The sequence below is a fragment of the Parasutterella sp. genome (genome assembly GCF_057870745.1).
The window spans coordinates 1-13,235 of the sequence record NZ_DBMALT010000011.1 but is presented as its reverse complement, the minus strand read 5'-3'; the positions used below and the strand labels follow the sequence as shown (position 1 = coordinate 13,235).

General features: G+C 45.4%; 11 protein-coding genes. 7 read left to right on the top strand and 4 right to left on the bottom strand.

All coding sequences use genetic code 11. The features are described 5' to 3' along the window. Positions 1-53: 53 nt before the first annotated feature. Positions 54-1,541 carry an FAD-dependent oxidoreductase gene (locus ACZND6_RS04500; RefSeq protein WP_278851808.1) on the top strand — a complete coding sequence of 496 codons (1,488 nt, stop codon included), beginning with the start codon at positions 54-56 and terminating at the stop codon, positions 1,539-1,541. A gap of 258 nt (positions 1,542-1,799) precedes the next feature. Here ACZND6_RS04500 and ACZND6_RS04495 read toward each other — a convergent pair whose 3' ends face one another. From ACZND6_RS04495 to argH, 4 genes are all read right to left on the bottom strand, one after another. After that, on the bottom strand, positions 1,800-2,522 hold the full coding sequence (locus tag ACZND6_RS04495; RefSeq protein WP_278851807.1) for a nucleotidyl transferase AbiEii/AbiGii toxin family protein: 723 nt from the start codon (positions 2,520-2,522) through the stop codon (positions 1,800-1,802). Further along, on the bottom strand, positions 2,522-2,854 hold the full coding sequence (locus tag ACZND6_RS04490) for a hypothetical protein (RefSeq protein WP_278851806.1): 333 nt from the start codon (positions 2,852-2,854) through the stop codon (positions 2,522-2,524). Before ACZND6_RS04490 ends, ACZND6_RS04495 begins: the two co-directional genes overlap by 1 nt. A 235-nt stretch (positions 2,855-3,089) precedes the next feature. After that, positions 3,090-4,040, bottom strand: a complete 951-nt coding sequence (locus ACZND6_RS04485; RefSeq protein WP_278851804.1) for a LysR family transcriptional regulator — start codon at positions 4,038-4,040, stop codon at positions 3,090-3,092. Between the two features lie 245 nt (positions 4,041-4,285). Further along, positions 4,286-5,788, bottom strand: coding sequence for an argininosuccinate lyase (argH, locus tag ACZND6_RS04480; RefSeq protein WP_489524413.1), 1,503 nt, complete (start codon positions 5,786-5,788; stop codon positions 4,286-4,288). A gap of 427 nt (positions 5,789-6,215) precedes the next feature. On the opposite strand from argH, the gene ACZND6_RS04475 reads away from it, so the two are divergent. The 6 genes from ACZND6_RS04475 (at position 6,216) to ACZND6_RS04450 (ending at position 13,146) form a co-directional block, all read left to right on the top strand. Then, complete coding sequence (locus tag ACZND6_RS04475; RefSeq protein ID WP_489524412.1) at positions 6,216-8,039, top strand: sensor histidine kinase; 1,824 nt, start codon at positions 6,216-6,218, stop codon at positions 8,037-8,039. 14 nt (positions 8,040-8,053) lie between these two features. Continuing rightward, on the top strand, positions 8,054-8,677 hold the full coding sequence (locus ACZND6_RS04470) for a response regulator transcription factor (protein WP_300874431.1): 624 nt from the start codon (positions 8,054-8,056) through the stop codon (positions 8,675-8,677). 109 nt (positions 8,678-8,786) lie between these two features. Next, positions 8,787-10,103, top strand: coding sequence for an FAD-dependent oxidoreductase (locus ACZND6_RS04465; RefSeq protein WP_300874597.1), 1,317 nt, complete (start codon positions 8,787-8,789; stop codon positions 10,101-10,103). A 108-nt stretch (positions 10,104-10,211) separates the two neighbouring features. Continuing rightward, positions 10,212-11,690 (top strand): FAD-dependent oxidoreductase, encoded by a 1,479-nt coding sequence (locus ACZND6_RS04460; RefSeq protein ID WP_300874428.1) that lies wholly within the window; start codon positions 10,212-10,214, stop codon positions 11,688-11,690. A 290-nt stretch (positions 11,691-11,980) separates the two neighbouring features. After that, a complete protein-coding gene (locus tag ACZND6_RS04455; RefSeq protein WP_367181182.1) occupies positions 11,981-12,211 on the top strand; it encodes an AAA family ATPase in 231 nt (76 codons plus the stop codon). A gap of 125 nt (positions 12,212-12,336) precedes the next feature. Then, positions 12,337-13,146, top strand: coding sequence for an AAA family ATPase (locus ACZND6_RS04450; protein WP_370747801.1), 810 nt, complete (start codon positions 12,337-12,339; stop codon positions 13,144-13,146). The last annotated feature ends 89 nt before the right edge of the window (positions 13,147-13,235 follow it).

Below are 13,235 nucleotides of genomic sequence, written 5' to 3'. Positions count from 1 at the left end.
ACGATGATGACATAGCCTGAACTACAGGCAGTCATCCAAACCAAGGAGAATATATGAGCAAATTTACTGTATCTCGCCGCGGTCTTTTGTCCGCCGGTGTCGCAGCTTCTGCCGCCTCTCTGGCTTCTTCCGTTTTTGCCCAGGAAAAGAAGTCAAGTTTTGTTCCTGATAAATGGGATTTAACGACTGAAGTACTCGTTGTCGGTTCCGGCGGTGCAGGTCTTGCAGCCGCCGTTTCTGCAGCACAGGCTGGTGCAAAGGTTACCGTGATTGAAAAATTAGCTTTCATCGGCGGCAACACAATGATTTCCAGTGGCTACTTCAACGCCGTCGACCCTGAACGTCAGAAAAAACAGGGTATCGAAGACAGTATCGAAAAACATATCGAACAGACTCTGGCGGGAGGTGACGGCCGTGCCGATCCTGAGTTGGTCCGCATTCTTTGCTCTAACGCTTTAGGCTCTCTGCATTGGCTCGAAAGCATGGGTCTTAAGTTCCGTCCTGACGTCATGCAAGTTTACGGAGCCCTGTGGCCTCGTTCCCACCTTGCTACTGAACCGAAGGGAACAGGTTTTATCCGCGTGCTTTCCACAAAAGCCAAAGAACTTGGCGTTGATATCATGACCAATACAAAGCTGGTCAAGATCATTCGTGAACAGTTTGATGAAGGCAGAGCACTCGGTGTTATGGCCGAAAGACAAGGCAAACCTTTCTACATCCGTGCGACAAAAGGTATCGTTTTGGCAGCCGGTGGTTTTGCTGCGAATCCGCGTCTTCGCGCGATCCATGATCCTCGCATGTTAACGCTTACAACCACCAACAACCAAGCCTGTTCTACCGGTGAAGTGATGCTTGCCGCCAACGAAGCAGGCGCTTACCTGATGGGTCTGGATTACATCCAATGCAACCCCGGCTGCCCTCCGGGACATACCTCTCGTCAGGCTCTGCACCTTGACGTTTCCCGCTATGTGTTCGTAGACAAACGCGGCAAACGCTTCGTGGCTGAGGACGCCCGCCGTGACGTTCTTCGCGACGCCATCTTGAATTTGCCTGAAAAATTCGGCTACGCCATTGTCGATATCGACGGTTTCAACAGCTACAACCAGGTCGTTCGTGATGACGCAATGAAAGGTCTGAAGACGGGCGATGCTTTCAAGGCCGACACCTTGGATGATTTGGCTAAGCAGATGGGCGTTCCTGCCGATCAATTGAAGAAGACAATTGCGGACTACAACGCCATGGTTGATCAGAAGAAAGATCCGGACTTCGGCAAAGCAGAACGCAATCTGTCTCACAAGATTGAAAAAGCTCCGTATTGGGCTGCTTTGTCCAGTATGGCCGTTCACCACACGATGGGCGGCGTGAGAATCGACAAAGAAACTCGCGTACTTGATCGTCAGGGCAAGGTTATTGAAGGTTTGTATGCTGCAGGCGAAGTCACCGGCGGCATCCACGGTACGAACCGTTTAGGCGGCAACGCCATTGCCGACATCTTCACTTTCGGTCGCATTGCCGGCAACTCGGCTGCAAACCAGAAGTAAAAACCTAACTTTGATCTCCTGAAGTAAGTAACCGTCCGGAGAGTCGAAAGATTCTCCGGACGGATTCGTCTGTGGTTAATTGGTTTATGAGATCAAAGTCAAGAATGATCTCGTTGACGGGAATAAGTATGATGTCCTAATCAAGTGTCATGAATGACTTTCAGAGGCAGAAAGAGACTTTGCCAATCTAGGAAGTAAGGTAGTCTGAGCTGGCCATGGGGACGTTTTCATTCTTCTCTTTATTGAAAAAATGGTTTTTTAAAGAAAGTTAGAAGTTCGAAAATTCTTTTGGCAGAGATTTTTAAAAGAAAGTGAAGGTCGTTTGATATTTCTAACGCTAATAGTTTTCAAAGTGTTAGAAACTTGTTCTATTAAAAAGGAAGCATCAACTTGACTCAGCGGCGGCTTAAGTTCGTCAAAGTAGGAAAGTGCTTTTAGCGCAAGCATTGGTGAAAAATCTGTACCGAAGAGAATGGATGCAGCCTCTAAAGCCTCGAAAAGGGATTCTTGGCTTTTTATCAACCGAATGATGTCCGCAAAATCTTCGGTTGATGGCCTTTGAATGATGCCTTTCAACTTGGTTGCAAAAATATCCAAAGCGGAGGCCACAACGAGGACTCCGTCTTCGGCCAATCGAGGTTCTCCGACACGGCCGTAACCCCGGTTTCCGAAAAAAGAAATTGTTGCGGTCCCTTTGCCGCTATCAGGATGAGAGATTTCAAAGGTCACGGTGTTTTCGGAATCGTGAATTTGAGTGACAAGACTTTCGTCACCTAACAAAGGGCAGGCGTCTCTAAGAAGTTTTTGCGTTAATCGTTCGTGCAAGAAAAATTCAAAGCCGACAGATTGTCTTTGGCCAAGTTGGAGTGCGAGGGCGGTTCCTCCGTAAAGGACAAATCCATGTTTTTTCAGATTCCGAAGTTGAGGATAAACCCAATTTTGAGCTTCAGAAAGGATTTCTAAATGAGGTTTGAAGTACATCAAAGACTGTCCCAATCAGGAATCTTTCTCACAGGCATCGCCGGGGTTACAAAAACATGTTCGGAAAACAATAAGTTATTCCACGTTCCCCATGATCTTTTGTCGCTAAACCATCCAGCCTTTGCGTTCAATAAAACCTGACGGAGAATTTTGTGGTCAAAAATACAGAACAATTTAGCGGAATCGTTGATATCTCCAAGATTCATGACTTGAGAGATGACAAAAAACGGATCAAGCATTGCTTCTTCCTTTGTCATCCACCAAATATACCTTTTGGCAGCTTTATCCAAAAATTCAGACTGCTCTTGTGAAAACATAAAGGGATTATTCAACCTTAGAGCCTCCATAGAACTGTTTGAGCTATTCTAAGATGCGTTTACCTTCTTATCCTTTCAAAGCAGTCCGTTGAAGTTGATTAGTTTCGGAATTTCAATGAGAAAAGCAGGGTAGAAAAATGCCCGACATTTCTCAAGCCAAGCGACACTGAAGAAGTTGATGCCAAATCTTCAGAATCCACGTTTTGTGCTGGATTTAGCCAAGGAGTCTAAAGCTAGCTTGAGTTCAACTCTATGGCATTATCTTATTGAACCGTGGGCAAAGTTCCTGCTCGTAGAGATTCTTGCTTAATGCCTCGACCATATCAACCAATTCCGGATTGACGCTTTTCCCGAAGATCAGAATCACTTCTCGCTGCATAACCGGATCCGGCATTTTGCAGAAGTGGACCCGTGCGGCCAAGTCAGGATGCTGAACCAATGTGGCGGGGCGTACCAAGCTCCACCCGATACCTTTGCTGATGAGTTTCAGCATGACGCCGCCGTCATCGACTTCAATTCGGTTAGGCAAATGAATGAACAAAGAATTCAGAAAATTCTCCGTCATCTCGCTGCCTCCTGAGAATCGGTTGTATCTCAGGAAGGGCAGGCCGCAAAACTTAAGTTCTTCCCAAGTAAAGGAATCCTTTTCAAAACGAGGTTCTTTAGGAAGCGCCAATACTGACGGTTCAGAAAACAGGTACTTTTGAGCAAAGAAAGACTCGTCGATTTTCTTAGTGCAGGCGATAGCGATGTCAACGGTCTGGGTCTTAACTAACTCGATTAATCTTTCTGAAGTCCCAGTTAAAAGAGAAATCTCATTGGACAAAGGGGAAAGTTTTTCGATGAGATGTACGCCGAGGTTCCGAGAGAGACTTTCAATGATGCCGATTCGGATAACAGGCTTCAGAAAGTTCTTTTGTCTTAGTTTCTGAACTCGAACATTAAGCGAAGAGAAATGATATTTCAGCTCGTTATAGAGATTCAAACCTTCGGAAGTGAGCTTTAAGGGCCTTTTGGAATGATCAAACAGAGGAAGGTTTAGGCTTTTTTCTAGTTCGGAGAGATGATAAGAAATGGTCGACGGATGCATATCCAAGACGGAAGATGCTTCCGACAAATTACCGCATTCGGCCATTACTAAGAAGACTTGTGTGCCGGTACTGAAGAAACCGGAATTTTCCGACCACTGTTTTTTATCCATTATCTAAGCTCAGCTGATCATTCGTGTTCCTTGATAATTATATGAAGGATCATCAGCTTGGAGCTGTACTTCGAATTTCCGAAAGCTTTCCACTGAGGAACAGAAAGGTAATTAGGCTCATTGACCTATAGGCAACCTCAAAATCTCAATGGTCAAAAAACCACTTGTCTGAAAGCTTCCCTTCAGCCGTAAAAACGGCGCTCCAAATGGAACGCCGCCTGGTTGGAAAAGTGGGAGGTTAAAGTTTATGCGATAGCTTCGGAGACCTTGCGCTCTAATTCTTCTTTGGCGCCTTTAAGTTGGCCGATTCTGCTTTCTAGTATGCCGTTGTCTCGGTCTAGGTTTGCCTGCAGTCGATTGAGCTGACGGGAGACTTCTTCAGAATTCGAACCGCCGATCGTCTTCTTCGACTGAGCATTTCTCGTCGGATCAAGCGCTTCACGGATCAGTTCATCGGTAAGGCCGGTCTTCTTACCAAGAAGGAGCTCGCAGATCGGATTGATATCATCAACGGTGATTTCGTTGGCCAACTTGTTATGTTCCTGCATATAGCCGACAAGCATGGCAACAACGCCGTGCGCACTGCGGAAGGAAATTCCGTCATGACGGACGAGGTAATTGGCCAATTCAGTTACTGTACAGTAGTTTTGGACTGCAGCTTGAAGCATCCTTTCTTTCTTGAGCGTTAATGTCTTGATCGTGACATTTAACAATGCCAAGTCAGCTTCAAATTCCTGCAAAGCGGTCCATACAAATCGCATAGCTTCTGTTGAAGAGTCTCTGCAGTGAGTGAACGGAATATTCTTCAGTGAACTGAAAACTGACACGAAGAAAGCTTCCATATGAGCGGCTTTGCCTTTGCAGCATTCCAGTGTCAGAGCATTCTTCTTCTGCGGCATGATGGAAGAGCACCCTGCAACAGAATCGTCGACTTCGACATAACCGTATTCAGGCGTGGACCACATGTAGAGGTCGTAAGCGAAGCGGGAAAGCGTGCAGGAAGCAACAGACATCGTGCCGATGATCTCAAGGCAGTAATCTCTGCTTGCCGTGCAGTCGATGGAGTTTTGCATGGGTTCGTCAAAACCGAGCAGGGCACTTGTTCTGTCTCGGTTGATCATGAAAGTGGTAGAACCCATGGAACCGCCCCCAAGAGGGCAAATGTTCAAGGCCTTCCAAGCATTTTGGATTCTTTCATAATCACGTTCCAGAGCATTTAGAACTCCGGCGCAATAATGACCGAAAGTAATCGGTTCTGACGGCTGAAGATGTGTGTAGCCGCTCATAACGGCATCAACATTTGCCTTTCCTAAATTTATAAGATTCTGGCGAAGCTCATTGAACATGCCGCACAGACGCAGATAGAAACCTCGGATGTCCATTCTTGCTTCTGTTGCAAAAAGGTCGTTTCTGGATCGGGCGGTATGCTGCTGGCCCCCGATCTCGGCGCCGGTTTGCTCAAGCAGATACTTCTCCAAGTTGAAGTACAGGTCTTCGACATTGGGATTGATTTCAAAGGTCGGATGACCTTCCATTGCAGAGATTTCCTGCGTGCACTCTAAGATCTTCTTTGCAACGTCGGTACTGATGATGCCTTCCTCGGCAAGCATTAAGACATGAGCTTTGTTGATATCGAGGATGGTTTGATAACTTCTTTCTAGGTCTGTTTTAATCGCCGGGTTGATAAGATATTTCACAACTTCCGGTGCGGGTGCTTTTTTGATTTTCCCGCGATGGTTCTCGTCCATGGTGGCTCCTTGAGATGATTGGGACTTGATTTCCTAATGATCCTATCGATGTCGCCGATTGTCTCCTCGGGAAGAGGACTTTTCAAAATTTAATTGGAAAATTTCAAAATAAAAGATACAAAACAAGTGCCAAGGTAAAAAAATTCTCTCTGAAATAATATGAAACGCCTTAAAGGACGCCGTTATCGTAGCGACCTCATCTTGAATCGTCCCTATATCGGGCCCACAGAGATCTCTACAAAAAAAATAGTTGTTGTTTGGAGAATGGCATCAAAGAATCGGAGAAGAAAGTAGACATCAGGAAAGATAGCAATGGGGAAACCCCTAAACTGCAACCACGAGTATCTTCTCCTTCATGATCTTTTCATGGATTATTATCTTGAGAAATGTATTAAAACAATTTATCCCTCGGGCAATGGTGAAGCAAATGGAACGTCGGTTCTCTCTGAGAAAAATCTGCCATGTGCCTTCGGTAATCCTATACTTTGCCATTGCCGGACAGATGGCGATCGGTTTAGTTGCCGCAAACGAGGTTAACCTCAGTCAGCCGGAAGAAAAGAAAACCATAAAAATCGGCGTTGTGCGCCTCGAAGATCCTTATTTCTATCTCGACTGCTTCGGCCCTACGATGGAATTTCTCAGAGAAAAACATAAAGACTGGAAAATTCTGACCGAAGAAATCCCGATGGAGACAACAGCCCCGGAACTGGCGGATAAAGATTTTGACTTTCTCATTTCACCGAGCGGCTTTTTCGAAGCCAATTTGAAAGAAGCAGGACTTCGTCAGATTGTAACTAGAATGCCTGAAGGTTCTCAAAATCCTTCCGAGTCCGTTGGGGCGACTTTTGTTGTTAAAGAAGATTCTCCATTCCGGAAGTTAGAAGATTTGAAAGGAAAGAGAGCCGTTTCTTATGACAACAGCGCTTTGGCCGGTTGGTTAAGTGCAGCCTATGAGATAGCGTCAAAGGGCTTTGATCCTGAAAAATTTTTCTCATCTTTCCATCCGACGCGCTATAACTTACCTTCGCCTTTGTCTTATTTGGCTCGCGGCAGTGCAGATGTGGCAATTCTTCCGACTTGTGAGTATGAGAGAATCATTCAGAATGGGCAGTTTATGAATGTCGGCTTCAGGATCTTGGAGCCTAAAAATTCCGCACTTAAGTGCGCAAGTTCTACGAACTTATATCCGGATGTAGTGTTTTCTTCTTTTCCTAAAGTTGAGCCGGACTCAGCCGCTTCGATCACGCTCAGCCTTTTGACGATGCCAGAAGAATTGATGAAGTCTAAATGGAGTATCGCTAATGACTTTAGAAATGTCGGACAGCTCTTTGAGAAATTAAAAATCGGTCCTTACGCTAAAACATTCCTTTCTCCTAAGGAGCTTTGGGATAAGTACCGGACGGAAATTTTACTATTGTTTATCCTCCTTGGCTGCTTAATATTCCATATTGTCAGAGTAAATAGTTTGGTCCTGAAGAGGACAGCAGAATTGAGGATGGCCATAAAGCAAAGAGATGAAGTGGCCAGAATAGCCAAGGAACGATTAAGAAGACTGAATCAAATCGAAAGAAGAGGGATGGTCTCTCAGATGTCTTCCATGATCGCGCATGAATTGAAACAGCCGCTGAGTTCAGTTTCGAACTATGTCAGAGGACTTCGGAAATATGTCAATAGGCAGGATAGCAACGACCCGATTATTCATGAGGCTGTCAACGGAATAGAAAGGGGTATTACACGAGCTTCGAATATCGTCGAAAGAGTGCGAGGATTCGCACGAGCGCAGGATAAAACAGAAATTCGAGTCATTTCCCTCAAAAACGTTATTGAAAAAGCTGTGGCTTCTTTCGAAGCTTATGTTTCGACTTCATTAAAGATAAAGCAGAGTATTCCTTCAGACGTCAAGATTGAAGCAGATCCTTTAGCCATCGAGCTTCTCATTTTTAATTTGCTGAAAAATGCTGCGGAGGCCGTTGAACCATTGGGCACAGAAGGAGCTGTCTCAGTGTCTTTGATTTTGTCCGGAGGGAAGGCGGAAATTAAGGTTGAAGACAACGGAGAAAAGATAACTTCGGAAAAATTGCAGAGAATGCAAAAAGCTTTGCAGGAAACGGTAAAAGCAAACGGCGCCGGTCTTGGTCTCGGAATTGTCTTTGCGATAGCTGAAAAATACGGGGGAACCGTCTCTTTTGAGCAAAAAGAACCGAACGGCTTGCAAGTTACAGTGGCCTTTGATGCCGTCCAACCGACCTGATCACAGAGGAAAAAATGATTGAACAGAAAAAACTTTCTCCACTAGTTAGATTGGTTGACGATGATGAGATGGTGTTGAGAAGCGAAAGCTTCCTTGTTCGTATGGACGGCTGGCAAACGGCAGAGTATTCATCTGCTGAAGAATTTCTCGAAAGAGATGACTTCACTCGGCCGGGATGTGTTGTCCTGGATATTCGAATGCCTCGGATGAGCGGCATTGAACTTCAGTCGCTGATGAATCAGAGAAACATAGACCTTCCGATTATTTTTCTCACTGGCCATGGAGACATAGATATGGCGGTGAGTTCCATGAAGAAGGGTGCTGTTGATTTTTTGGTTAAACCGCCGTCTGAAGAAAGATTTCAAGAGGCGGTTAAGGCGGCAGTAGAGAAAGACGTAACAAACAAGACAATCAAATTTGAAAGACAAACAAAAGAGGCTTTGTTTGCGGAGCTCACTCCAAGAGAGCAGGAGATCGCTTTGCCGTTGGCAAAGGGTTCTGCAAATAAGGTGATTGCAATTGATCTAAACATTTCCGAGCAGTCGATAAAGAAGTACCGCTCTTCACTGATGGGTAAGCTAGGAATAAGGACGACTGTGGAACTTAATGAGTTCTTGCGCAGTATAGGAAAGTTGTGAGGTTCAATTGAGACGTCGTGAATTTGTTTTATCCGGATTGTTGGCGAGCGCGTCTGGCTCCGCTTACTGTTGGCCGTCTCTTTTCTCCTCTGAAGAGACAGCGGATGTTGTGATCGTTGGGGCCGGGGGTGCCGGTTTGTCTGCCGCGCTCAGAGCCTCTGAGTTGATTAAGGGCAAAATAGTCGTTCTTGAAAAGAGCAAACACGTCGGCGGGAGCACGTTGATAAGCGGCGGCTATCTGGGAGTCGTGGATCCCGTGCGTCAGTTGCCCTATGGAATCCATGATTCAGAAGAACAGCATTTTCAAGACATTTCTTCTAATGCTGACAACACGGGCGATCTGGAACTTATTCATCATTTAGTCTCAAAATCAAAGGAAATGCTCGAGTGGCTTGAAAAAGCCGGGATGCGTTTTAGGCCGGAACTAATTGAGATCTACGGGTCACATTTCCCGAGATGTCACGTCCCGGAAGAACCGAACGGTTATGGGTACATATCAACGTTAGTCAATAGAAGTGTCCAAAACAATGTTGAACTGAGGACAGGATCTCCGGTTGTTAGTTTGGACAGTGATAAATCGGGTGCAGTGGTTGGATTAACTTATCTAAAAGATGGAAAACTACAAAAAATAAACGCTAACAAGGGTGTGATTTTGGCCTCCGGCGGTTTTGGGGCCAATCCAGCGATGGTTGAAAAATTTGATCCCCGACTGGCTGGTTTGACCTGTAACTGCGCCCCGGGAGCAACAGGCGAAATGCTCCTGCAGGCGGAGAAGTGTGGGGCGGTTCTTAAAGATATGAACTATATTCAATGTCTTCCGGGGGTTCCTCCAAATGGGAAAATCCGCGTTAGATTCCATAATGACATTTCACGTTTTATTTTGATCAACACCGACGGAAAGAGGTTTGTAAACGAAGACTCTCGAAGAGACGTCCTCAGGGATGCTGTTTTATCTCAGCCGGGAAGATCTTGTATTGTTATTGTCGATAGGGAAGGCTTTGAAAGTTATGACCTGTTAATGAGGCGAGACGCAGTCAGAGGTATTGAAACCGGTGACGCCTATAAGGGCTCATCGTTAAAAGAATTAGCCGAAAAGCTCGGAGTTCCACCGGAAAATCTCACAAATTCCGTAGAAGAATATAACCGATTGTGTACAACTACAGTTTTGGGAAGCCAGCATCATCCAATCGTTAAAGCGCCTTTTTGGGCAGCAAAGTCAGCAATGTCAATTCATTACACGATGGGTGGAATTTCCATTAATTCCTCGGCAGAATGCCTAAACCTGCAAGGAGTGGCCATCGATGGGCTCTATGCTGCCGGAGAATGCACCGGGGGCGTCCACGGTAAAAATAGAATTGGGGCAAACGGGATTTGTGACGCACTCACTTTTGGAATGACAGCTGCAGAAACCTTGGCTAGCAAATAATTTTAATAAAGTCAATACACCTTGTGGGGTGTGGAAAATTTGCCTGATCTTTTATTGTTTTCTCAAGAGCGAAGATACTTCGCTGATCACTCAACAAGGAGAAAACAAATGACAAAACTTTCTCGTCGCGGATTTTTGGGCAGCCTCGCTGGTAGTTCAGCCGGGTTCCTTACAGCTGTGACACTGCCTAAAGCTGCTTTTGCGGCTGACCAAGCTCCCCAAAAATGGGACCAGACGGTTGACTTACTCGTCGTCGGTGCCGGAGGTGCAGGTTTAGCATCTGCAGTTTCTGCTGCTCAGCATGGCGTTAAGAACATCGTAGTTCTGGAAAAAATGCCTTTCTTCGGCGGCAATACTTCTATTTCCGGCGGCGGCTTTAACTCTGTCGACCCTGTCAGACAGGGAAAACAAAAAATCAAAGACTCTCCGGAACTTCACGCCCGGCAGACTATTGCTGGTGGTGACGGTCGTGCCAATCCTGAGCTCGTAAAAACGATGACCGCCAATTCCTACGATGCCATTAAGTGGCTTCAGGATATGGGAATGAAGTTCAAAGATGACGTATATCAAATCTATGGCGGTCTTTATCCTCGCTGCCATGCTCCCTATGGCTCTTTAGGAAGCGATTACATCAAAGTTCTCAAGCCTCAGTGCGATAAAGAAGGCATCAACATTCTTACGAACTCCCGCGTTGTTCGCATCTTCAGAGAAAACCAGCTCTCCGGCAAGGTGCTCGGCGTTGAATACGTGGATAAAGACGGTCAGCACAAGACAGTGAAGGCCCAGAAGGCTGTAATTGTTGCAACAGGTGGTTTCGGTGCAAATCCGGAAATGCGTGCCAAGTATGACCCACGCATGCGCAACTTGACCACCACAAACCTTCCTTGCTCTACCGGTGACTTGATTCCTCTTATGCAGGACATCGGAGCAGATACCGTCGGTATGGACTTCATTCAGTGCAATCCTGGTTGCCCTCCGGGACGCAAACAGCGCATCATTTTGCACCTCTATGCTAAGAACTTCATTATGGTTGGTCCGGATGGTAAGCGTTTCATTCGTGAAGACGAACGCCGCGACAATATCCGTGATGCAGTTCTTGCACTTCCGACTCAGACTGCATTCTCTATCCTTGACTCCAGAGGTTTCGGAGACTTGAACCCGGGCCATCAGGACGGTGCAAAGAAGGGGCTTGAAACGGGCGACGCTTGGAAAGCCAACACTATTGAAGAGCTGGCCACGAAGATGGGAGTCGATCCGAAGGCTTTACGCGCAACAATTGATGAATTCAATGCCGGCGTAGATGCTCAGAATGACAAACTTGGCAAAGCTCCCCGCAACTTAACCAAGATTGAGAAAGCTCCATTCTGGGCTGGTTACTCTGGAATGAGCGTTCATCACACAATGGGCGGTGTCGTTATCAACCCGCACTCCCAAGTGATTGACCGTTATGGCAAACCGATTGACGGCCTCTATGCTGTTGGTGAAGTTACCGGTGGTATCCACGGTACAAACCGTTTGGGTGGCAACGCCATCTGCGACATCTTCACATTCGGAAGATTGTGCGGTATTGAAGTCTCTAAACTTTAATTTCTAACTTAACCTAACGAGCCGGCCGATCCTTCGGGATCGGTCGTTTTGTTTATGACTTTGTGAACGATCTCAATAACGGAAGCTTGAAGTTTAGAGTTGATAAAGCGTTCCTCACGCTCAGTTATGTCTTGAAAACCAGAGAAGATCTTTAAAAATCCTTATGGATGATGACATTAGGGGCGCTTCATGAGAAATTTTTTTTTAGGTATTGAATAAACGGCAATCAAACAAGTTTGAGCGGCATGTTGCCGTTGTTTACAATAGATCTAACACTGTGAGGGGGTCTGGTGGTTCTTCGCGCTCTGCCGCTTGGAATATCTTCTTTTAGAAATCTTCGTAAGGGCGATAGGATCTACGTTGATAAGACGGACTTGGTTTTTTCAATGGTTCAAAATCAGTCCAGAGTCTTTCTAACCAGACCCCGACGTTTTGGAAAATCTCTGCTTGTCTCAACACTAGAAGCTCTGTTCGGCATAGGACTAGAGGACTTTCAAGGATTGAAGATTGCAAAACTTTGAAAAGAAGATAAGCAGTATAAAGTTGTCAGATTAGATTTTTCACAGATTAGCTCGATCAAATTAGAGCGCTTTGAGCTAAATTTCTCGGTACATCTTGTAAACGCATTTGGTCAATTCGGCTTTGAATGTGCTTTGAATGTGAAGAGTACCGCTTAACTGTTCTTTTAGGAAAACTGTCTACTTGGTTAAGTAAGCAAGAGCTTGGATCGTTTGTCTTGTTAGTGGATGAATACGATTCTCCACTGACAACGAGTTTGAATGACAATCAACTGTTTACCTTGATCCGAGAGGATCTGTCTCAGTTCTTTTCGACTATTAAGTCCCAGGATTCAGCTTTCCGTTTTATTTTTATTACGGGTATTACAAAATTCAATAAAACGAGTATCTTTTCCGCCTTCAATAATCTTTCCGATATCTCTTTAATACCTGAATACGGCGACATTGTGGGGTATCACCATGATGAAGTTAAAAAATACTTTTCAGGTTACATAGAAAAGGCCGCTAAAGAGCTCGAAGTTGATTCGGAAAAATTATTTGATTCTTTGGTTAGGTACTATGATGGCTTTTGCTTCGAAGAAACAGCAAAAATCAAAGTCTTTGCGCCATGGTCTCTCTTAAGCTTCTTCACTTATCCGAGCAGAGGTTTTAGAGACTATTGGTTCGAGAGCGCCGGCCAACCAAGAGTCCTTATCGAATACCTCAAATCTCATAATTTAAGAGACCCTCTCAACTTCACGGCAGCCAAATCCATTTCTATGGCACAGCTGGCAGGGGCAAGCGATGTGGAATCGTTCACAGATGTCGGCCTACTCACTCAAACAGGCTATTTAACGATTAAATCTGTTTCCGGAGAGACGATTTTCGTGGATTATCCTAACGATGGAGTTCGGCAGGCTATGGCGTCCTTGTATTTGCAAGTGCTGTTGGGCTTCTAACTGTTAAAATAAATCTATAAAAATATAGTAAAAAGTATAAATTATTTGTAGATTATGAACTCTGACTTTGTTCCGATTGGGCAAGCGTC